Here is a 21,142-nt window from a genome sequence, read left to right on the forward strand (position 1 = left end):
CGCGACCGCAGGATGGGAGACATGCCGAACCCGTCCCTGTCACGTGCCGCTGCCCTCACCGTGACCGCCGTCCTGCTGCCCTGTGTGCTGACAGGCTGCGGCGACGGACCCAGGGACGGGGATCTGACGGCCCAGAAGCTGAGCTGGAAGGACTGCCCGGCCCCCTCCGAGTCGGAGGGCGGCGGGAACGTCCCCTCTCCTCTGCCGGGCGGTGCGCGGTGGCAGTGCGCCACCATGGAGGCTCCCCTCGACTGGTCCGACCCCAAGGGCGACACGATCGGCATCGCGCTGATCCGGGCGCGGACGAGCGGCGACCCGGGCAGACGCATCGGCTCCCTCGTCTTCAACTTCGGTGGCCCCGGCGGCTCGGGCGTCACCACGCTGCCCGCCTTCGGCGGGGACTACGCGAAGCTGCGCACCCGCTACGACCTGGTGAGCTTCGATCCGCGTGGGGTCGGCCGCAGCGACGGGGTGAAGTGCGAGGACGACAGCCAGCTCGACGCGTACTTCCAGCAGGACGCCATCCCCGACGACGCCGCCCAGCAAAAGGCCCTCCTGAACAACACGAGGACGTTCAACGCGGCCTGTGAGAAGAACTCGGGGCGGACCATCCCGCACGTGCGCACCACCGACGCGGCCCGCGACATGGACCTCATGCGGCAGGTCCTCGGAGACGCCAAGCTGCACTACTTCGGCATCTCCTACGGCACCGAACTCGGCGGCGTGTACGCCCATCTGTTCCCCGAGCACGTGGGGCGCGCCGTGTTCGACGGAGTGGTCGACCCGACACAGGACCCGGAACAGGGCGCGCTCGGGCAGGCCAAGGGCTTCCAGCTCGCGCTGGACAACTTCGCCGAGGACTGCACCTCGAAGACGGATCCCTGCCCGATCGGCGACACCCCGCAGGACGTCAAGGACCGTATCGCCAAGCTCCTGACCAGCCTGGAGAGCAAACCGATCCCCGGTGTCTTCCCCCGTGAGCTGACCCAGACCGCGGCGACCAACGGCATCGCGCAGGCTCTGTACTCCAAGGACTTCTGGGAGTACCTGACGGAGGGCCTGGACCAGGCGTACAGCGGTGACGGCAAGGAGCTGATGCTGCTGTCGGACTCGATGAACGGGCGCAGCGAGGACGGCCAGTACAGCAATCTCACCGCGGCGAACGTGTCCATCAACTGCGCTGACGAGAAGCCGCGTTACACCACCGCCGACGTCGAGGCGAAACTTCCGGAGTTCCGGGCCGCGTCCCCCTTGTTCGGCGACTATCTGGCCTGGGGCATGCTCAGTTGCACCGACTGGGCCGTCCCGGGCGCCGCCGACCACCCGGACGTCAGCGCCGTCGGCGCGGCGCCGATCCTCGTGGTCGGCAACACCGGTGACCCGGCCACACCGTACGAGGGCGCGAGGAAGATGGTGGAGGCGCTGGGCAAGGGCGTCGGCGTCGAGCTGACCTACAAGGGCCAGGGGCACGGCGCGTACGACAGCGGGAACAAGTGCGTGCACAACGCCGTGGACGGCTATCTACTGAACGGGACCGTGCCCCCCGCCGGAACCGTCTGCACTTAGAAAAGTGCAGGTCAGACAGTTATCCACAGGCGCCCGAGGCTGCTCGCCACGGGCGCCTACTATGGCGTGCAGGTGATCCGCGGCATCCGGCGGACCACGGGTGAGGGGGAATCTCATGACGCGTTTCGCACGGTGGACGGCCCTGGTGGCGACCGCTCTGCTGGTGGCCGGCTGCGGCGGTTCGTCCGGGAACGGCAAGGACGAGGGGAAGGACAGTGACACCCCGTCGGCCACCACGTCCTCGTCCGCGGCCGCCTCGGCACTGCCGGCCTCGCTCACCTCTCAGAAGCCCGACTGGGGTCGCTGCAAGGGCACTTCGAGCGCGGCCGCCCAGGGCGACGGCTGGCAGTGCGCGACGCTCAAGGTGCCGCTCGACTACGCGAAGCCGGACGGCGGGACGATCGGACTCGCGCTGATCCGATCGAAGGCGACCGGCGGCCAGGGCAAGCGCCTCGGCTCACTCCTGTTCAACTTCGGCGGCCCCGGCGGCTCGGGCGTCTCCACCATGCCCTACTACGAGAGCCTCGTCGGCCCGCTCCACGAGCGCTACGACCTGGTGAGCTGGGACCCACGCGGTGTCGCCGCCAGCGAGGGCGTGCGCTGCCGCGGTGACAAGGCGATCCAGGCCGCCGAGTCGGTGGACGCCACCCCGGACGACGCAGCCGAGGAGAGCGCCTACTTCAAGGACGCCACCGACTTCGGCAAGGGCTGCGCGAAAGCCGCCGGAAAGCTGATGTCGCACGTCTCGACGACCGACACCGCCCGCGACATGGACCTGATGCGCCAGGTCCTCGGTGACAGCCGGATGCACTACTTCGGTATCTCCTACGGCACCGAACTCGGCGGCGTGTACGCCCACTTGTTCCCCAAGAACGTGGGACGCCTGGTGCTGGACGCAGTCGTCGACCCGAGCGCCGACACGGTGGGCCACGCCAAGAACCAGACCCTGGGCTTCCAGCGCGCCCTGGACGACTACCTCAAGTCCACCGGCCAGGACCCCGCGCAGGGCTCCGCGAAGATCGTGGACCTTCTGGACCGGATCGACGCGAAGCCGCTGCCGACCGGCGGGGGGCGAAAGCTCACCCAGACCCTGGCCCTCACCGGCATCGTCCAGCCGCTGTACAGCAAGGCGGGCTGGCCGCGCCTGACCGCCGCGCTCCAGAGCGCCGAGGACGGCGACGGCACGGACCTGCTCGCGCTCGCCGACGGGTACAACGACCGTGACTCCTCGGGGCACTACGGCACGACGACCCATTCACAACGGCTCATATCCTGCTTGGACGACAAGCAGCGTCCGACTCCCGGCGAGACGAGGAAGCTCCTGCCGGAGTTCGAGAAGATCTCGCCGGTCTTCGGCGATTTCATGGGCTGGGACACGGCGGGCTGGTGTCACGACTGGCCGGTCGGCGGTCAGTACGACACCCCGGAGGTCAGCGCCCCGGGAGCGGCACCCGTCCTGGTCGTGGGCAACACCGGGGACCCGGCGACGCCGTACGAGGGCGCCCGCAGGATGGCCGACGAGCTGGGCAGGGGCGTCGGGGTGGAACTCACCTGGAAGGGCGAGGGCCATGGCGCGTACGGAAGCGGCAGCGAGTGTGTCGACTCCACGGTGAACGGCTATCTGCTGAACGGGACGGTGCCGAAGGACGGCAAGGTCTGTTCATGACGGCGGCGGGGGTCCCGCACACCTGTCGTGTACGGGACCCCCGCCGCCGGAAGTACGGGACGGTCCGGTGCTCAGCGCACCGGCTCACCGGGTGCTCAGTAGATCGGCTTGTCCGGTTCGATCTGGTTGACCCAGCCGATCACGCCGCCGCCGACGTGCACCGCGTCCGAGAAGCCCGCGGACTTCAGGACGGCGAGGACCTCCGCGCTGCGCACACCCGTCTTGCAGTGCAGGACGATCTTCTTGTCCTGCGGAAGGGTCTCCAGGGCGGTGCCCATGAGGAACTCGTTCTTCGGGATCAGCTTGGCGCCGGGGATCGAGACGATCTCGTACTCGTTGATCTCGCGGACGTCGATGATCTCGATGTTCTCGCCGTCGTCGATCCACTCCTTGAGCTGCTTGGGAGTGATCGTGGAGCCGGCCGCCGCCTGCTGGGCCTCCTCGGACACGACACCGCAGAAGGCCTCGTAGTCGATGAGTTCGGTGACGGTGGGGTTCTCGCCGCAGACCGCGCAGTCCGGGTCCTTGCGGACCTTGACCTGGCGGTACTGCATCTCCAGGGCGTCGTAGATCATCAGGCGGCCCACCAGGGGCTCGCCGATGCCTGCGAGCAGCTTGATCGCCTCGTTGACCTGGATGGAGCCGATGGACGCGCACAGCACGCCCAGGACACCGCCCTCGGCGCAGGAGGGGACCATGCCGGGGGGCGGGGGCTCCGGGTAGAGGCAGCGGTAGCAGGGGCCGTGCTCGGACCAGAAGACGGACGCCTGGCCGTCGAAGCGGTAGATCGAGCCCCACACGTACGGCTTGTCGAGGAGCACGCACGCGTCGTTGACCAGGTAGCGGGTCGCGAAGTTGTCCGTGCCGTCGACGATCAGGTCGTACTGGCTGAAGATGTCCATCACGTTCTCGGCCTCGAGCCGCTCTTCGTGCAGGACCACCTTCACGTACGGGTTGATGCCCAGCACGGAATCGCGCGCCGACTCGGCCTTGGAGCGGCCGATGTCCGCCTGGCTGTGGATGATCTGCCGCTGCAGGTTCGACTCGTCGACCTCGTCGAACTCCACGATGCCGAGCGTGCCCACGCCCGCCGCGGCCAGGTACATCAGCGCCGGGGACCCGAGGCCGCCGGCGCCCACACACAGCACCTTGGCGTTCTTCAGCCGCTTCTGCCCGTCCATGCCCACGTCGGGGATGATCAGGTGGCGGGAGTACCTGCGGACCTCGTCTACGGTGAGCTCGGCAGCCGGCTCGACCAGGGGTGGCAGCGACACGGGGACTCCGTTGGTCGGTCAATCACTACAGTTGTTCTCCCCGTAACACTGCCACGCCCTTCTTCATTCCGAGACACCCGTTCCGATCCGCGAGACGATCTCGTCCCAGTAGCCGGGCATCGTCTCCCAGGGGTCGGTACGGCCGCCCTGATCCGTGCGGTCGGTGAAGTAGATGGTCGAGGCGCCCTGCCAGCGCGCGATGCGCAGCGCCTCGTCCAGATGGCCGCGCGGCACGCCGTGCACGAAGTGGCAGAAGCGCTCGGGCGCGTAGTCGGCGGTCCACTCGGCGACCTGCGACCACCGGTAGTCGCTCCACGGGCCGGAGAACGTCACCAGCTGGTCGGCGTTCTCGGCATAGCCGGGGTAGGGGTGGGTGCCGTGACCGAGCACGATGTGCGGGTCGTCGAGGAGCGCGCGGAGCCCGGTGACCGCCCGGCGGACCTCGGGAAGCGCGGCGCGCTCGGTGGGGCAGCGGTGCAGGAGGAACCCGCCGACCCGGTACCAGTCGAGATACCGGTGGGCGTCGGAGATCACCTCGCCGACGGCACGTGCGCCGTAGGAGACGTCCAAGTGCCCGAGCACGCGCACACCGGCGTTGCGGAGCCGGCCGACGGCTTCCAGGCAGTGCGGGTCGGGGCGGACGCCGGGACCTTCGGCCACGTTCAGGACGACCCAGTGCAGTGGGGTGCCGGGGCGGGTGAGCGCGCCCCACTCCCCCGGTGCGACGAGGGGGTGCGCGTAGCCGGGGATGCCGAAACCGGTTCTCAGGTTCGTGCTCGCGGTGCCCGCCGTGGCGCTGGTCAGATGCGGCATGCCGCCTCCATCCAGATGTCGGCGAGGGACTCCTCCAGGTTGATCCGGGGCCGCCAGCCGAGGCGGTCGCGCGCGGTGCGTACGTCGGCCTGTTGCCAGCTGCCGCAGCCGTCCGGGTAGGGGTAGGCGGCCGGGCCCGCGTGGTCGGGTTCGGGGCGGGGGTGGCCGATGGGTGCCCTCATGGGTCCGGGCGGGCCGTCGAGTTCGTGCAGCGTGCCGCCGTAGCCGGCGACGCGGGCGAGGACGGCGGCGGCGTCGCGCAGACGGATGGCCCGCCCCGAGCCGATGTTGATGACGCCCTGTGCGGCGGAGAGGGAGGCGGCGTGGACGGCACGGGCGACGTCGCGGACGTCGATGAAGTCGCGCTGGACGCCGAGCCCGCCGAGTTTGAGTTCGCCGTCGCCGGACTGCATGGCGCGCCGCATGGCCTCGGCGAGGCGGCCGAGCGGGGATCCGGCGGGCGTGCCGGGCCCGGCGGGCGAGAAGACGCGCAGGACGACGGCGTCGAGTCCGGAGCCGAGGACCAGTTCGGTGGCCGCGAGTTTGCTGACGCCGTACGGGCCGCCGGGGCGCGGGACGGCGTCCTCGGCGGTGGACGAACCGGGCTGGCTGGGCCCGTACTCGGCGCCGCAGCCGATCTGCACGAGCCGCGCCCCGCACCCGCTGCGCCGCAGGGCCTCGCAGACGGTGGCGACGGCGACGGTGTTGTGCCGGGTCAGTTCGCGGGCGCCGCCGCGGGTGGCACCGGCGCAGTTGATGACGACCCCGGGGTGCACGGCGTCCAGGAAGCGGGTGAGCGCGCCGGGGCTGCCCGAGGCGAGGTCGAACCGTACGTCGGCGTCGTCGCCCCGGCCGAGCGCGGTGAGTTGCACGGCCGGGTCGGCGAGCAGTCTGTCGGCGACGAAACGGCCGAGGTATCCGTTGGCTCCGATCAGCAGGACCCTCATCGGGCGGCTCCCGGGGCGGATTCTCCGGTTCGGGAGGTGATCATCTGGCGTTCTCCTTCGGGGTGGTGCCGTGGGTCGGAAGGGAGGCCCGCGGTGTCGGCCCCGCGGGAGAGGTGGGCCCGGCGGCGGGGCCGGGCCCTCGGGTGGCGCTCACGACGGTTCGCGGCGGCGGAGGGCGCCGCGGGCCGGGGCGAGGTGCGCGGGTCGTGGTCCGCGGCGGGCGGTGCGCAGCGCTGTTCGCCGCCGTGTGCGCGGCCCGGGCCAGGCGCGGGGGCGGTGCTCACGGCGTCCCGTCGGGTACGGCGTGGGCCGAGGCCCGGGTCAGGGTGCGGGTCGCGTGGATCAGCAGGACGAGGGCGCCCGTGCCGCACACCAGGGCCGGGACGGCGGCGGGTCCCCACGCGGAGGCGACGGTCTCGACGGGCGTGCCCAGGAACGAACAGCCGGGCAGCCGGCCGGCGAAGACCGTGGCCGTCGCGGTGGTCTCGGCCGCGCCGGCCGCGCCGAGCACGACGGCGGGGGCGTGGGTGAAGCCGCGCACCACGAGCAGTCGCGCGAGCAGCAGCAACGCGCCGAGGGCGCCCGCTCCGGCGTAGGCGGGGGGCTCGTCCAGGGCCGCGCCGCAGAGCGCGAGCAGGGCGCCGAGTGAGCACAGGAAGAGGGCGAACACGCCCAGGAGCAGAGGTCTCACGGAGACCGCGAACTCCTTCAGGCCCCGGCTGGCGGCCAGTCCGCGGCGGGCGCGCGCCATGAAGAGGTGGGCGCACCAGGCGGCGGGGGCGCAGGACAGGGCGAGGGCGAGTACGGGCGCCGTGGTCGGCGGCCAGGGGTCGTCGGGGCCGCCGGAGAGGGCTGCGCTCAGCAGTCCGTCACCGAACAGGGCGTACACGATCAGCCAACAGGTCCACGCCCGGGTGCCGTTCGTCGTGCGGTGGGCGGTGCTGAGGGGGCCGCGGCGCAGAGCGGCGCGCAGGCCGAGTGTCACGGCGAGGGTTCCGGCCGCGGCGACGGCGAGATGGGCCTGCCCTTCGGTGAACCGCAGTCCGGTCACGGTTGCCGCGCACAGCGCGCCCGGCAGCAGGGCGAGCACGGCCCAGCCGGCGCGTGCGCCGGAGTGTGCCACGGGCGCGGATTGCGGGGCCGGTTCCACGTCGCGCGCCCGGCGTGCGTACATCTCCTCGGCGAGGGAGAACACGTCCCGGTGCCGGAAGCGGGTGGCGGTCCGGTCGGTCAGCCCGTGCGCCTCCAGGCCCGCCGCGATCTCCAGCGGGTCGACGGCGCGTTCGCAGAGTTCGCGGTGCCGGTGCATCAGGGCCTTCACCGGGTCCACGGCGTTCCGGCGGCCGGGGGGCCTTGGGGAGCGTCCGGGGAAGCCGCTCATGTCGTTCGACGCGTCGGGCACCGCGCTCGTGTTGATGCCCTCAGCCGGTACCTCAGTCGCTGGCTCAGTCGGTGCCTCTGCCGGTGCCTCTGCCGGTGCCTCTGACGCTGTCCCAGTTCCTGTCCCCGCCGCAGCTCCGGCCTCAACTCCGGCGTCGGCTCCGGCCTCAACTCCGGCGTCGGCTCGGGCATCGACTCCGGCGTCGGCTCCGGCTCCGGCCTCGGTTCCGAGAGGCGCGGAACCGGATGTGGCACCGGACGTGGGGCCGGTCATGGGACAAGGCGTGGGGACCGATCCGTCCGACAGTGCCGGTGGGACCGTCGCTACGGCCACCGATTCAGCCACCGATTCGGCCACCGCCACGGCCCCCGGCGCAGCGGCCGGTGCCGATGCGCGCACCGGCGCATCCCCGGAACTGCCCGCAGCCGCGCTCGCGGCAGCGGCTGCGGCTCCGGTCGCGGTGACTGCGGCGCCGGCCGCGGCCCCCGTCGGACCCCCGCCGTTCCGGACGGTCGCCCGCGCACGAGGGTCCGCCTCCCCGTCTCCCACGAGACCCTCGTCCCCCAGGAACCACTCCACCGACTGTTCGTCCCAGGCCCCGGAGGTCTCCGCTGTCGCGGGCCGGCCCAGTTCGCCGAGTCGTCCTTCGGTTCGGCCCGGTTCGCCCATCACGCGCCCTCCCCCGCGGTCAGCGGAAGGCTCACGCGTCCCGGGACCCCCGACGCCCAGCGCGACCGCCCGGCGGCGACGAGGCCGGCCTCGGTCCAGCGGCCGGGTACGTGGGCCTCGGCGGGTACGCCGAAGGGCAGCGGTTCGCCTGCCGCGTCCACGAGGACCCGCAGGATCGGGGAGCGCGAGACGATCTCCAGGTAAATGCCGTGAAATGCCTCGACGTTCTGCTCCACGGTGAACAGTTCGAGGGCACGCGCGCGTGCCGCCGCGCCGAGGCGTGCGCGCCGTCCGGGGTCGCGCAGCAGCGCCACGCACGCCTCGGCGAGCGCCCGCGGATTGCGTGGTGGCACCACCAGTCCCGTACCGCCGATGACTTCGACGACCGCGCCGACGTCGGTGGACACCGTGGCGCGGCCGCAGAACATCGCCTCGACGAGACTGATCGGAAAGCCCTCGACGACGCTGGACAGGACGACCAGGGCACCGGACGCGTACGCCTCCGCGAGTCCCGGAGCCTCCGGACCGCCGATCTCCTCGAAGGACACCGGGTTGTCGCCGACGGCGTGCGCACCCTCGGCCTCGTCGGGGAAGAGATGGGCGGCCAGCGCCTTGCAGTGCGCCAGATAGAGCGCGCCGTCCGGGCCCTCGGCGGGTGCTCCGAAGATCCGCAGCCGGGTCTTCGGCTCCTCCTTGCGGATCTCGGCGAACGAGTGCAGCAGGGAGACCAGGTCCTTCGACGGCTCGACGCGGCCGACCCAGACCAGCGTGTCCGGGTCCGCGCAGCCGGTGCCCTCGGCGCTCTCCCCCACTTCCGCGAAGCGGGACGCCTCCATGCCGGGGTAGACGGTGCGCAGTTTGGCGCGGTCGGCGCCGCAGCGCTCCTGCCAGCGCCGGGCGTGGATGTTGCCGGGCGTGATGAGCGCGGCCCGGCGGTAGACCTCGGTGGCCAGCCTGCCGTGGAAGGCGGCGAGCAGCGCCCGTACGGCCGGGGCTTCCTCGGTGGCGGCGGAGGCCAGGTAGTGCGCGCGCAACGGCACTCCGTACTCCGTGACGAGCAGCGGGACCGAGGCGAAGTGCCGGGCGAGCAGACCGGGCAGGGCCGCCGAGCCGCCGGCGGCCGCGTGGCAGAGGTCGACCGCGCCGAGCCCGTCGTCGGCGTACCAGTCCAGTGAGAGGGGGCGCAGCGACCGCTCGACGTGAGCGGCGACGGTGAGCAGATCGGGCACGCGAGCGGTGCGCGCGGCACGCAGTGCGCCCGGCGCGCGACAGGCGCGTTCCCATGCGCGCACGGCGGCCTCGGAGCGCAGCGCCCCGGCCAGGCCGCCCTCGTCGCGGGCGAGGTCCGCGAGTCCGTACAGCGCGGTGGCGAAACGGTCCGCCTCAAGGCCGAAGGAGCCCCCAGAGCCCCCGACCGCCCCCGCCCCCGCCCCCGCCCCACCGAAATCACGGGAAACACCGGCCGCACGGGCCGCACCGACCCCACCGGCCGCACCGGACGCACCGGCCGTGCCGGTCGCGCCGACCGCACCGACCCCACCGACCGCACCGGAACCGTCCACGCTCCCCGGGCCCGCGCAGACGGCCGCCGCCAGTTCCCCGAAGCACTCGGCGTACCGCCGCCGCGTCCGGCGTCCGTGCACCCGGCGCCCGTGCACCGCCCCGTCGCCCTCGGCCGTCCAGAGCGGAGCCGTCCGTACGCGGCTGACCTGGGGCGGCAGTGAGACCCAGCCCTCGTCCTCCTGCCGTCGGCTGCGGCTGAGCGCGTAGATGTCGAACTCGTGCTGCCCGAGCCCGCGCACGAGCCGGTCGCACCAGAGCTTGGCGTCACCGCTCACATACGGATAGCCACCCTCCGTAAGCAGTCCGATGCGCACGAGTGCACCCCCGATCTCCCTTGTGGGGAGCCGCCGTTGACCCGGCGGCTCGCAGCGGGAAGAACGTATGCGGACATGACGGTGGCGCGATGGACGGTTGTCCATCGCGCCACCAAAAGGGGTGAACGGTCGTAACTTTCCCGCGCAAGTTGCGTTCTGTCGCGCTAGGGAATCATTCGGTGACTTCCCGTCACGCTGTGGCCAGTTGCCCGCGGGCCCTGCGCCGCTCCGCCGCGACCTCCGGATCGAGCGCCGGCACGGCTGCCAGCAGCTGCTTGGTGTACGGATCCTGCGGGGACTCGTACACCTCGTCGGCGGGACCGTGTTCGACGATCCGGCCGCGTCGCATCACCGCGACGCGGTCGCTGACCTGGCGTACGACGGCCAGGTCGTGCGCCACGAAGACGAGCGCGAGACCGAGTTCGCGCTGGAGTTCGGCGAGCAGGGCGACCACCTGGGCCTGGGTCGTGACGTCGAGCGCGGAGACCGGTTCGTCGCAGACGATGACGCGCGGGTCGGCGGCGAGTGCCCGCGCGATACCGACGCGCTGGCGCTGTCCGCCGCTGAACTCGTGCGGGTAGCGGTCGTAGTGCGCCGCTTCCAGCCCTACGCGCTCCAGCAGCCCCCGTACGCGCCCCCGGATGCGGGTCTCGTCCCGTTCACCCCGTGCCCGGAGCGGGTCGGCGACCGACTCGCCCACACTGCGCCGGGGATTGAGGGAGGAGACGGGATCCTGGAAGACCATCTGGACGCTGGGGCGGACACCGGACTGTGCCCGGCCCTCGTACCGGACCGACCCGGCGGTCGGCTCCAGCAGGCCGACCAGCATCCGCCCGAGCGTGGTCTTGCCGCTGCCGCTCTCACCGACGACGCCGAGCGTCTCCCCGCGCCGTACCGTGAGCGACACCCCGTCCACGGCGGTGAACCGCCGTCTGCCGCGCCCGAACTCGCGCCGCAGGTCCACCGCTTCGAGCACGACCTCACCGACCGCCCCGCCCCCGCTCCCCCCGGCAGCAGCCGGCGCGGTCACGGGCCGGACGCGTGGCGCGTCCACGCGTGGCACCGCGCCCAGCAGTTCGCGCGTGTACGCCTCTCGCGGAGCCCCGAGGACCGACGCGACCGGCCCGTGCTCGACCGCCCTCCCGTGCCGCATGACGAGCACGTCGTCGACGCTCCCGGCGGCCACGCCCACGTCGTGCGTGACCAGCAGCAGCCCCATCCCGGTCTCCTCCCGCAGGGTGTGCAGCAGGTCGAGGATCTGGGCCTGGACGGTCACGTCGAGGGCCGTGGTCGGCTCGTCGGCGATCAGCAGGTCGGGCGCGCAGGCCAGCGCCATCGCGATCAGCGCGCGCTGCCGCATGCCGCCGCTGAACTCGTGCGGGCGCGAGCGCGCGCGGCGGGCGGCGTCCGCGATGCCGACACGGTCGAGCACCTCGACGGCACGCGCGCGTGCGGCGCGCCGGGAGGCCTTCGCATGGACGCGGTACACCTCGGCGATCTGGTCGCCGACCGCGTAGTACGGGTCGAGGGACGACAGCGGGTCCTGGAAGACCATCGCGGCCTTCCCGCCCCGCAGCCGCCGCAGTTCGTCGTCGGAGGCGGCCTGTACGTCCACTCCCGCCACCCGCACCGCGCCGCCGACGCGCGCTCCGGTGCCCCGGTGCAGCGCCAGCAGCGCGGAGGCCACGGTGGACTTGCCGGAGCCGGACTCGCCGACCAGCCCGAGCGCGGCGCCCTTCCCGAGGGTGAAGGAGAGCCCGTCGACGGCGCGCAGGTCCCCGAACTCGACGACGAGGTCGCGGACGTCCACGAGGGTGTCACCGGTGTCGTCCGGCCCGTCGTCCGGCGTTCCGCCGGTGTTCACGGGTTTCACGAGACTCACGACAGCACCACCCGTCGGTCGGCCACCGCGTACAGGACGTCCGCGACGGCGTTGGCCAGGACCACGAAGAAGCCGGTGACCAGGACCATCCCGACGACCACCGGAAGGTCGACGACCTGCACGGCGTGCACGAGTTCCCGTCCGAGGCCGGGCAGTCCGAACATCGTCTCGGTGAGCACGGCGCCGCCGATCGCCGAACCGACGTCGTTGGCGTTCAGCGCGATGACCGGCGCGATCGCACCGCGCAGGGCGTGCCGTCCGATGATCGAGCGTTCCCCCACGCCGTACGCGCGGAAGGTGCGGACATGGTCCTCGGCGAGGGTCTCCAGCATCGAGGCCCGGGTCAGCCGGGCGTACTTGGCGGCCTCGATCAGCGCGAACGCCAGCCAGGGGAGCAGCAGGTTCCACGCCCACTGCTCGGGGTCCTCGGTGAGGGGCACGTACTGCGGGAAGGGCAGCCACTGCAACTGTCCGCAGACGACGATCATCAGCACCAGGCCGATGACGAAGACGGGTGTCGCGGTGCCGGCGAGCGTGACGCCCGTCAGCACGCGCTCGGTGACCCGGCCGCGGCGCCACGCGGAGAGCACGCCGGTGCCGACGCCGAGGACCAGCCACAGCACCATCGCGCCGAGCACGAGCGAGAGGGTGACCGGAAGCTTCGTCCAGATCAGGTGGGTGACCTGCTGGTCGCTCTGGTAGGAGAGGCCGAGGCAGGGCGCGCCGCAGTGCTGCACGGAGGTGCCCGTCGAGTAGTCGTGTCCTACGACGATGCCCTGCAGGAAGTGCCCGTAGCGCAGGTACAGCGGATCGCCGAGCTTCAACTGCGCGGAGACCTGGTGCACCTGGGCGGGCGAGCAGCGCGGGCCGCAGGTGATCTGGGCGACGTCGCCGGGGGCGACGTAGAAGACGAGATAGATGATCACGGAGATCGCGAGCAGGGTGACGACGGCGCCGACCAGACGCCGCAGGGCGAATCCGGTGAATCCGCCCGCTCCGGGCAGGCCGCTCATGCCCTGGCCTCCCGCTTGCGTCCGGTGCCGACGCGCAGCCGCGAGGCCGCGCGCGGGTCGAGGGCGGTGCGCACCCCGTCGCCGAGGACGGTCAGCGCGAGGACGGTGAGGAAGAGCGAGCCCGCCGGCAGCAGCAGGTACTGCGGCGCCGCCTGGTACCAGACGTCGGCCGCGGTCAGCATCTGGCCCCAGGAGGGGGTCGGCGGCTTCACTCCGACGCCGAGGAAGCTGAGCGCCGCCTCGACGGTGATGTTCATGGGGACGAGGAGGGCGGCGTACGTGATGACGGGCGCGGCCAGGGCGGGCAGGAGTTCGCGGCGGGCGACACGCCAGGGGCCCCAGCCGCTGAGCCGGGCCGCCGCCACGTGATCGAGCTCCTTGAGGGTCAGCGCGTGGGCGCGCACGATCTTCGCGGTCGAGCCCCAGGCCACCAGGCCGATGATGAGGGCGACCAGGACCGGACGCGGGAAGCCGCTGGGCACGATCGCGAGCAGCGCGAGGGACATGATCATCAGCGGCATCGCGATGATGATGTCCGTGACCCGGCTGAGGAGTTGGTCGACCCATCGGTTGCCCAGGGCGGCCGCGACACCGACGACGACGCCGATGAGGACCTGCACGAGGGTGGCCGCGAAGGCGACCCCGAGGGAGACCCGGGCGCCGTTGACGAGCCGGGCGAAGAGGTCGCGGCCCGTCTGCGGTTCGACGCCGAGCCAGTGGTCGCCGCTGACACCGCCGAACGAGCCGAGCGGTACGCCGCCGCGCGCGGAGTCTACGAGGGTCGGGTGGTAGGTGGTCGGGTCCTGGCCCTCGACCGCGGTGAGCAGCGGTGCGGCGAGGGCGACCAGGACGAGCAGCGCGACGACGGCCGCGGCGACGAGGGCGGCGGGCTGGGTGCGCAGCCGCCGCCAGAACTGACGGGCCCCGGAGGCCCCCGGGACGGAGATGTCCGTCCCGGGGGCCTGGGAGGCGACGATGACCTCGGTCACGGTGCTACTTCACCGCGACCTGGGAGATGTCCAGCACGCCGGTCCAGTCGCTGATCACGATGTTCTTGACGTCGTTGCCGTAGAGGCGCTTGTACACCGGGTGGAACAGCGGCACGGTCAGGGCCTGTTCGCCGATCTTCTTGTCGAGCGCGCCCCAGCGTCGCGCGGCCTCGTCGAGGTCGGTCAGCTTGTTGATCGCGTCGATCTCGGCGTTGACGGCCTTGTCGTCGAGGAAGCCGGTGTTGAAGTTGGCGCCGTCCTCGACGATCTGGCGGCCGTCGAAGATCGGGGCGAGGAAGGGGCCGCCGGAGGGCCAGTCGGCACCCCAGTGGGCGAGGAAGAAGCCGGGCTCGGTCTTCGCGCCGTGGATCTTGTCCTTGTAGTCGTTGGACTCCAGGCCCTGGAGCTTGACGGTGATGCCGGCCTTCTTCAGGGCGTCCTGGACGGCGGTGGCGATCTCCGGGCTGGTCTCGAAGTCCTTGTCGTTGGAGTGCGTGAGCGTGATGGTGAGGCCGTTGCCGTGGCCGGCCTTCTTCAGGAGTTCCCTGGCCTTGGCCGGGTCGCCGGACGCGCCCGCCGGGAAGTGGTCGTAGGGCGTGTAGCCGAAGGACTTCTGGTTCGGCAGGTAGGTGGTCGCCGCCTCGGCGAGGGAGGAGCCGCCGGCGGCGTTGATCACCGAGGTGCGGTCGATGGCGTACGAGATCGCCTGCCGCACCTTCGGGTCGTCGAACGGCTTCACCTTCGGGTTGAAGGCGATGTAGTTCGTGTAGCCGAAGTGCCCGGTGCCCACGCGCGCGGCGAGTTCCTTGTCACCGGTGACCTTGGCGAGTTCGGCCGGGCCGAGGTTGGTGTCGGTGGTGACGGCGGCGGCGTCCGCGCCCTGGGAGGAGGACAGCCGCTGGTTGATGACGGACGAGTCCAGGCCGGACCGTACGTCGATCCTGTCGGGGTAGGCCTTGCGTTCGGCGTCGGTCGACGCGGACCAGTGCGGGTTGCGCTCCAGGATCAGCCGCTCGCCGTCGTTCTCGTTCTTGACGACCTTGTACGGGCCCGAGGAGACCGGGTGCTCCTCGTACTTGGTGCCGGTGTCCTTGGCCTGCGGGACGGGCGTGAACTGCGTCTGGGTGGCGAGGTAGGGGAACTCGCCCTCGGGCTTGTTCAGGTGGAAGACGATCGTCAGGTCGTCGGGCGTCTCGATCGAGTCGAGGCCCTTCTTGTCCTTGTAGGGGCCCTGGTAGGCGGCGCCGCCGATGAGCCAGTCCCTCAGGTAGGGCGCGCCGCCTGAGAGTTCGGCCGCGAAGGAACGCTCGATGCCGTACTTGATGTCGGCGGAGGTGATCGGCGTGCCGTCCTCGTACGTGAGGCCCTTCTTCAGGGTGTACGTCCACACGGTCGCGTCCTTGTTCGGACGGCCGGTGTCGGTGGCGAGGTCGGGGACGACCTTGGCGCCGGCGGCCCCGTTCTCGCGGTTGCGCGTGGTGAGCGTGCGGAAGACGAGGGAGGGGACGTTGCCGCCGCCGGAGGTGTACAGGCGCGCCGGGTCGAAGTCCTCCTGCGCGTTGGCGTTGAGGACGGTGAGCGTTCCTCCCTTGCGCAGCTCGGAGTCGCCGCCGGCGCCCTTGGCATCGTTGTCCTCGGGCCCGCAGGCGGCGGCGCCCGCTGCCACGACCAGGGCAAGCGAAACGGTCGCCACACGGGCTCTGTTCACGGACGGTTGACGCATGGGAAGACGACCTCTCGGATGGTGAGACACATTGACGAGGAGTGAGACGAAAATGAACAGACGTCTCCCCCGGCGTCAGGTCGCCGAAAGGTCACGGACCGGTACGGTCACGCGGGGAACGGAATCGCGACGAGCACGCCGGGGGCGGACGTCAGCGACAGTGGATGTCGGCCACGCAGAGCGCGGTCACGCCGATCAGCGCCAGCTCGATGGCGGCGCGACGGACGGCAGGACTGGACCACATGCGCAGAAATATGAACGAACTTTCGGAGCATGTCAATGCGGTCCGGCCCGTGACGGCTGTGACTCCTGTCGTCTCCGGGTCAACTGCCCGGGTACGGCCAGGGGTTGGGCAGGCAGTGGATCCCGTCGTGGTCGAGGAACTTCGTCTGCTGCTGCATGACCGGAGCGAGCGCACCGTCCTTCTGGCAGCTGACGTGGCCGTATCCGAGCCGGTGGCCGACCTCGTGGTTGATGAGCATCTGCCGGTAGGGATGGATCGCGTCGCCGTACGTCCTGGAGCCCTGGGCCCACCGATAGGCGTTGATCATGACGCGGTCGGTGGAGGCCGAGTCGCAGGACACGTTGTCCTCGGTCGTGTCCAGACCCGACTTGGCGCACCACTCGGCGGTGGTGCCCGGGCTGGCCAGCGTGATCACGAAGTCGGGCCTGCCGGAGGAGATCCGCTCGAAGGCGCGGGAGTCGCCGTGGGCCCAACTCCTGCGGTCGTTCAGCGTCTTCTGCACGGCCTGCGCGAAGAGCGCGCCGTCAAGTCCGAGGCCCTGTTCCACATCCACTCGATAGGTGTACTTCCGGCCCTCGCCTGGCGCCTTGTCGAACCCGGCGACGGCGGCGAACCTGCCCGACGCCTTGAGCTTCGCGCCGAGTGCGTACTTCTCGCCCATCTTCTGGTCGTACGTCAGTGCCTTCACGGGTTTCGCGGCCGGTGCGCCGGACGCGGCGGTCCGGCCGTCGCCGCGTGAGGCGGAGCCGAGGGTGCCCCGGCCGGCACCGGCGGCGGACTGCGTGCGCGTGCCGCCGCCGTCGCGTCCGGTGGCCACCTGTCCGGCGACCACGACGGCGAGCACGGTGGTGACGGCCGCCGCGGCGATGCCGGTGAACGTCCGCCCCTTGCCGCCCTTCGACCTGGTCTCCTCACCGGGCCGCGCCGCCGGCTCCTCGGCGACCCGCGGATCCCGGTCGGCGACGGGGGCGTCGCGGTCGGTGACGGGACCGTGGGGGTCACCGCGGAGCGCGGTGGCCTGCCGGGGCGCGAACAGGTCGGCGTCTCCCGTGCCGTCACCGGTGCCGCCCTCGTCGAAGGCGTCGACATAGGCCTGCCGGGGTCCACGCCCGGACCACGACCCGGATCCGAACCCGGTTGCCGCTCCTTGTCGTTGCCCTTGCCCTTGCCCTGCTCCTGCTCCTGCCCCTGTTCCGGGCTCCTGGCGCTGGCCGGGGACGCGAGGTCCGCCCGGCGCCATGGGCCCGGAGAGGCCGGTGGGCGCGGCCTGGGGGGTCACCCGGGGGCCGCCGTACGCGGCTCCGTTCGGCGGTCCGCCCCTGAACTCGCCCCAGCCACCGCCGGTCTCACGCTGCTCCGGGTGCCCACCACGCGTCCGGACCGGCCCTCGCGCGGCGGTGCCGTCGGCCACCCGCGGGACACCGCGCACGGGCGTCCCGTCGGCCGTCCTCGGGATACCCCGCGCGGGCGTCCCGTCGGCGAAGCGCGGCACCCCGTGAGCCGGGGTCCCGTCAGGAAAACGCGGTATCCCCTGGGCCGAGGTCCCGCCGGACGGCCGGGGAATGCCGTGGGCCGGGGTCCCGTCCTGGAAACGGTCCTGGAAGGCCGGCACTCCGCGCGCCGGAGTCCCGTCCGTCCCGCCGGGCGCTCCCGAGGCCGGTGTCCCGCCCGCGCGAGGGCGCGGCGGCTGGGGACCCAGGGCGCCGCGCGGGGTCTCCTGCGGCGCGCCTCCCGGCCTCTGAGCCGCACGCGGCACCGCACCGGGTGCCGCCGCCGGCTTCTCCCCCGTGTCGCTCTTCTCCGCCCGTCCCCGGCGACTGTGACGTCCCACGCCCCGCCTCAGCTCCCCGCACCGGTGACGGCCGACGAGGTCGACTCGGCGGATTCCGCGAGGAGTTCACGGAAGGCCGTGGCCACCGTCTCCGGGTACTCCATCATCGCGACGTGCCCCGCCTCCGGCAGGGACAGCAGCCGGCCGTCGCGGAAGGCGCGCGCGGCGCGGCGCGCCATGCGGTAGCCGACGAGCTGGTCACGGCCGCCGTAGACGAGCAGCGTCGGCGCGAGCACCCGCTCGGCCTGCCGCCACAGTCCGTGCTGGCCACCCAGCGTGTACGCGTTCACGATCCCGCGCGCCGAGCGTGTCATGGCGTCCCAGAAGTACGGCAGCGCGAGCCGCCGCTCCATCTCCTCGACCGCCTCGCGAAATCCCTCGGGCGACACGTTGCCGGGATCCCCGTAGCAGAGCGCCGTGACCCCGCGGACGCGCTGTTCGGCGTTCCAGTCCTTGGTGAGCCGGGTGAACAGACCCGCCACCCCGGGCACGGCGAGCAGCGCCGTCGGCCACGCGGTGCGCTGCACGCGGATCTCCGGGAGCGCGGGCGACACGAGCGTGAGCGTGCGCACGAGGTCGGGCCGTACGGCCGCGACCCGGGTGGCGACGGCGCCGCCCAGCGAGTTTCCGAACAGGTGTACGGGGCCGCGCTCCGCGGCGTCCAGGTAGCGGATGACCGCGCGCGCGTGCCCGGTGATGCCGTAGTCCCCGTCGTCCGGTGGCGGTGAGTCCCCGAAGCCCGGCAGGTCGAGGGCCTCGCTGTCCACGAGCCCGTCGAGCAGCATCATCAGGGCCGACCAGTTCTGCGAGGAACCGCCCAGCCCGTGCACGTACAGCGCCGGCGGCAGCCCCTCGCGGGCGGGGGGCCGGGAACGCACGGTCAGCGTGATCCCGGGCAGACCGACCGATCTCAGCCGTTCCCCCTCCGCGACCCGGACGGTCCCGACCCTCGGCGTGACGGTGGCGGCCAGCACGGAGGGCAGCTCGGTCGAAGACATGCGGCAATGTTACGAGACGATCACACAGTGGTTCACGTGTTCGCCGTCACAGATGGGAGGCGAATCGCATGGCGTCCGGATCGGGTGTCTCCTAGGCTTCAGACGAGGGCACTCGCAGACACACGGGAGCGCGCTCGCACCACTCGGGAAGAGGAACCATGACAGTCGACCCCACGGACCCCGAGACCTTCACCGCAGTTGACGAGAGCCCGGACCTCGACCCGGAGGCCCCGGAGGCCGACGCCGCCGAACAGCACGCGGATCTGACACCGCGGGACGACGGCCTCCAGGCCGTGGGCGAGTCCCTCGACGCCAACGAGGCGGACCTCGCCGAGCAGGCCAGAGTCGTGGAGCTCAACGAGGACGACTACCGCTAGGCCGCACGGGCCGGCCGGAGGACGGGACGGACCCGCTCGCACATATGACCGACGGCCCAGGACGGCCGGGCGACCGGGGTGATCCGGGTGCCGCGGCGCCCGACCTGCCACCGTTGGGCATGCTCTGTGCCGCTATCGCCCGCGTCCGGTCCGTGAAATTCTGCGCTCGCACCGCGCACACCAGGGTTACCGAAAAGTACGATGGCGGCGCGGCGCACACCGCAAGTGGACAATTTTGGGAGGCGGCGTGACAGCCATCGAGCAGACAGAGGCGGCGCGCCCGCGGGGCACTCGCCTGCCGCGCCGTGCCCGACGCAACCAGCTCCTCGGCGCCGCCCAGGAAGTGTTCGTTGCTCAGGGGTACCACTCGGCCGCCATGGACGACATCGCCGAGCGCGCGGGCGTCAGCAAGCCGGTCCTCTACCAGCACTTCCCGGGCAAGCTGGACCTGTATCTCGCCCTGCTTGACCAGCACTGCGAGTCCTTGCTCCAGGCGGTACGGACGGCGCTCGCGTCCACCACGGACAACTCGCTGCGCGTCCGCGCCACCATGGACGCGTACTTCGCGTACATCGAGGACGACGGCGGCGCATTCCGACTGGTGTTCGAGTCCGATCTGACGAACGAGCCGGCGGTCCGCGAGCGCGTGGACAAGGTGACGCACGAGTGCGCGGAGGCCATCTGCGACGTCATCGCGGAGGACACGGGACTGTCGCGCGCCGAGTCGATGCTCCTCGCCTCCGGTCTGGGCGGTCTGGCCCAGGTGGTGGCCCGCTCCTGGCTGCACAGCGACCGCAGCGTGCCGCGCGACCAGGCGGTCCAGCTGCTGACCTCGCTGGCGTGGCGGGGCATCGCGGGCTTCCCGCTGCACGGCACCGACCACCACTGACCACCGGCTGACCGCCACTTTGTTCCCACCCGCTGTTCGCTCCTGGCGTTCTCGGGCGGAGCGTGTACGTCCCCTCACCGGGCTAATGTGTGCTGCGTACGGCGCGGATGAACGCGCACATGACTGACCGTCGGAGGGACAAAGCCGTGGAGGTCAAGATCGGCGTGCAGCACGCGCCCCGCGAGATCGTTCTGGAGAGCGGTCAGACCCCGGAAGAGGTCGAGCGCGCGGTGTCCGAGGCGCTGGCCGGCAAGTCGCAGCTGCTGAGCCTCGTGGACGACCACGGGCGCAAGGTCCTGGTTCCGGCCGACCGCCTCGCCTACGTGGAGCTCGGCGAGCCCACGCAGCGCAAGGTGGGATTCAGCGCGCTGTAGTCAGCCAAGCGAGGGGCCCGGTGACACTGTCGCCGGGCCCCTCCGCACATCCGGCCGGAACCCGTCCCGGCGACGCCCGCGACCCGTCCCGGCGACGCCCGCGATGCACCCGGCACGACGGCCGCGATCCACCTCCCGGACGACGCCCGTGAACCGTCCCCGCGCCCCTCGCGACTTGGCCCCGTCGCCACAGACGGAGCACAGATCGATCACAGAGGAGGGTTGCGTTCCGCACGTCACGGGTAGACCGGCTACGACCGATTTGCACGTGCTGTGCGGGAGGGACCCCTCACCATGTTCTTGGAAGCGCTCGGCGCCGCGGCGCTCGGTCTGGCCCTGGCGTGGGCCGTCTCGCGCCGCCTGCCGCACCGCCTGCCCGCCCGCAGCCTGGTCCTGTCGACCGGCGTCGCGGGAGGCCTGTTCGGAGCCTTCCTCACCCACACGGCACTGGGCTCCGCGTACTACCCGGTGATCCTCTTCGGCGCGGCGATCGTCTCCGCGGCGCTGCTCTCGCTGCTGCTGCGCCCGGCGGAAAGATTTCGCCGCCGCTCGGCGACGGCGTGACCGTACCGGGCGACGGCGCATCCCGTAGGGACCGGCCCCAGGCCGGGTCGGACAGGACCCTGAGG

The 21,142-nt window shown here is 72.0% G+C and carries 18 protein-coding genes; 6 read left to right on the forward strand and 12 right to left on the reverse strand.

Features of this window, described 5'->3' with window-relative positions:
- Positions 1-21: 21 nt before the first annotated feature.
- Together GFH48_RS14940 and GFH48_RS14945 are read left to right on the forward strand one after the other, a co-directional pair.
- The gene (locus tag GFH48_RS14940) at positions 22-1,566 is read left to right on the forward strand and encodes an alpha/beta hydrolase (protein ID WP_153288745.1); all 1,545 of its coding nucleotides are present in this window, start codon (positions 22-24) and stop codon (positions 1,564-1,566) included.
- 115 nt (positions 1,567-1,681) lie between these two features.
- Positions 1,682-3,232, forward strand: coding sequence for an alpha/beta hydrolase (locus GFH48_RS14945; protein WP_153288746.1), 1,551 nt, complete (start codon positions 1,682-1,684; stop codon positions 3,230-3,232).
- Positions 3,233-3,327: 95 nt separating this feature from the next.
- Here GFH48_RS14945 and moeZ read toward each other — a convergent pair whose 3' ends face one another.
- The 12 genes from moeZ to GFH48_RS15000 all read right to left on the reverse strand — a co-directional run bounded on the left by moeZ (position 3,328) and on the right by GFH48_RS15000 (position 18,873).
- Positions 3,328-4,506 (reverse strand): adenylyltransferase/sulfurtransferase MoeZ, encoded by a 1,179-nt coding sequence (moeZ, locus tag GFH48_RS14950; RefSeq protein WP_153288747.1) that lies wholly within the window; start codon positions 4,504-4,506, stop codon positions 3,328-3,330.
- A gap of 63 nt (positions 4,507-4,569) precedes the next feature.
- Positions 4,570-5,319 (reverse strand): spherulation-specific family 4 protein, encoded by a 750-nt coding sequence (locus tag GFH48_RS14955; protein WP_153288748.1) that lies wholly within the window; start codon positions 5,317-5,319, stop codon positions 4,570-4,572.
- Positions 5,307-6,266, reverse strand: coding sequence for an NAD-dependent epimerase/dehydratase family protein (locus GFH48_RS14960; RefSeq protein WP_153288749.1), 960 nt, complete (start codon positions 6,264-6,266; stop codon positions 5,307-5,309). Before GFH48_RS14960 ends, GFH48_RS14955 begins: the two co-directional genes overlap by 13 nt.
- A gap of 280 nt (positions 6,267-6,546) precedes the next feature.
- Positions 6,547-7,668: a hypothetical protein gene (locus GFH48_RS14965; protein ID WP_407698633.1), complete on the reverse strand. Its 1,122-nt coding sequence runs from the start codon at positions 7,666-7,668 to the stop codon at positions 6,547-6,549.
- A 647-nt stretch (positions 7,669-8,315) separates the two neighbouring features.
- Positions 8,316-10,193: a DUF3492 domain-containing protein gene (locus GFH48_RS14970; RefSeq protein WP_228120585.1), complete on the reverse strand. Its 1,878-nt coding sequence runs from the start codon at positions 10,191-10,193 to the stop codon at positions 8,316-8,318.
- A gap of 190 nt (positions 10,194-10,383) precedes the next feature.
- Entirely contained in the window at positions 10,384-12,066 is a 1,683-nt protein-coding gene (locus tag GFH48_RS14975; protein ID WP_407698711.1) for a dipeptide ABC transporter ATP-binding protein, read from the reverse strand.
- Positions 12,067-12,071: 5 nt separating this feature from the next.
- Positions 12,072-13,088 (reverse strand): ABC transporter permease, encoded by a 1,017-nt coding sequence (locus tag GFH48_RS14980; protein WP_194280591.1) that lies wholly within the window; start codon positions 13,086-13,088, stop codon positions 12,072-12,074.
- A complete protein-coding gene (locus tag GFH48_RS14985; protein ID WP_153288751.1) occupies positions 13,085-14,077 on the reverse strand; it encodes an ABC transporter permease in 993 nt (330 codons plus the stop codon). Before GFH48_RS14985 ends, GFH48_RS14980 begins: the two co-directional genes overlap by 4 nt.
- 4 nt (positions 14,078-14,081) lie before the next feature.
- Positions 14,082-15,800: an ABC transporter substrate-binding protein gene (locus GFH48_RS14990; protein ID WP_153288752.1), complete on the reverse strand. Its 1,719-nt coding sequence runs from the start codon at positions 15,798-15,800 to the stop codon at positions 14,082-14,084.
- A 151-nt stretch (positions 15,801-15,951) separates the two neighbouring features.
- Positions 15,952-16,044, reverse strand: a complete 93-nt coding sequence (locus tag GFH48_RS39910) for an Ms4533A family Cys-rich leader peptide (protein ID WP_315986905.1) — start codon at positions 16,042-16,044, stop codon at positions 15,952-15,954.
- 79 nt (positions 16,045-16,123) lie between these two features.
- Positions 16,124-17,875: a DUF3152 domain-containing protein gene (locus GFH48_RS14995; RefSeq protein WP_153288753.1), complete on the reverse strand. Its 1,752-nt coding sequence runs from the start codon at positions 17,873-17,875 to the stop codon at positions 16,124-16,126.
- 8 nt (positions 17,876-17,883) lie between these two features.
- Positions 17,884-18,873 carry an alpha/beta fold hydrolase gene (locus tag GFH48_RS15000; RefSeq protein WP_153288754.1) on the reverse strand — a complete coding sequence of 330 codons (990 nt, stop codon included), beginning with the start codon at positions 18,871-18,873 and terminating at the stop codon, positions 17,884-17,886.
- A 158-nt stretch (positions 18,874-19,031) separates the two neighbouring features.
- Here GFH48_RS15000 and GFH48_RS15005 point away from each other — a divergent pair, with 158 nt between their 5' ends.
- The 4 genes from GFH48_RS15005 to GFH48_RS15020 all read left to right on the forward strand — a co-directional run bounded on the left by GFH48_RS15005 (position 19,032) and on the right by GFH48_RS15020 (position 21,077).
- Entirely contained in the window at positions 19,032-19,250 is a 219-nt protein-coding gene (locus GFH48_RS15005; RefSeq protein ID WP_153288755.1) for a hypothetical protein, read from the forward strand.
- Positions 19,251-19,497: 247 nt separating this feature from the next.
- Positions 19,498-20,139, forward strand: coding sequence for a TetR/AcrR family transcriptional regulator (locus tag GFH48_RS15010; RefSeq protein ID WP_153288756.1), 642 nt, complete (start codon positions 19,498-19,500; stop codon positions 20,137-20,139).
- 146 nt (positions 20,140-20,285) lie between these two features.
- Positions 20,286-20,513 (forward strand): DUF3107 domain-containing protein, encoded by a 228-nt coding sequence (locus GFH48_RS15015; protein ID WP_028801993.1) that lies wholly within the window; start codon positions 20,286-20,288, stop codon positions 20,511-20,513.
- Between the two features lie 294 nt (positions 20,514-20,807).
- Positions 20,808-21,077, forward strand: coding sequence for a hypothetical protein (locus GFH48_RS15020; protein WP_153288757.1), 270 nt, complete (start codon positions 20,808-20,810; stop codon positions 21,075-21,077).
- Positions 21,078-21,142: the final 65 nt, after the last annotated feature.

Source organism: Streptomyces fagopyri, assembly GCF_009498275.1.
GTDB lineage: Bacteria > Actinomycetota > Actinomycetes > Streptomycetales > Streptomycetaceae > Streptomyces > Streptomyces fagopyri.

Excerpts from the sequence above, each read along its gene's own strand:
- GFH48_RS15020 (WP_153288757.1), top strand. The coding sequence starts at position 20,808 with ATGTTCTTGGAAGCGCTCGGCGCCGCGGCGCTCGGTCTGGCCCTGGCG.
- GFH48_RS14940 (WP_153288745.1), top strand. The coding sequence starts at position 22 with ATGCCGAACCCGTCCCTGTCACGTGCCGCTGCCCTCACCGTGACCGCC.
- GFH48_RS15000 (WP_153288754.1), bottom strand. The coding sequence starts at position 18,873 with ATGTCTTCGACCGAGCTGCCCTCCGTGCTGGCCGCCACCGTCACGCCG.
- GFH48_RS39910 (WP_315986905.1), bottom strand. The coding sequence starts at position 16,044 with ATGTGGTCCAGTCCTGCCGTCCGTCGCGCCGCCATCGAGCTGGCGCTG.
- GFH48_RS14980 (WP_194280591.1), bottom strand. The coding sequence starts at position 13,088 with ATGAGCGGCCTGCCCGGAGCGGGCGGATTCACCGGATTCGCCCTGCGG.
- GFH48_RS15005 (WP_153288755.1), top strand. The coding sequence starts at position 19,032 with ATGACAGTCGACCCCACGGACCCCGAGACCTTCACCGCAGTTGACGAG.
- GFH48_RS14955 (WP_153288748.1), bottom strand. The coding sequence starts at position 5,319 with ATGCCGCATCTGACCAGCGCCACGGCGGGCACCGCGAGCACGAACCTG.
- GFH48_RS14960 (WP_153288749.1), bottom strand. The coding sequence starts at position 6,266 with ATGAGGGTCCTGCTGATCGGAGCCAACGGATACCTCGGCCGTTTCGTC.
- GFH48_RS14990 (WP_153288752.1), bottom strand. The coding sequence starts at position 15,800 with ATGCGTCAACCGTCCGTGAACAGAGCCCGTGTGGCGACCGTTTCGCTT.
- GFH48_RS14945 (WP_153288746.1), top strand. The coding sequence starts at position 1,682 with ATGACGCGTTTCGCACGGTGGACGGCCCTGGTGGCGACCGCTCTGCTG.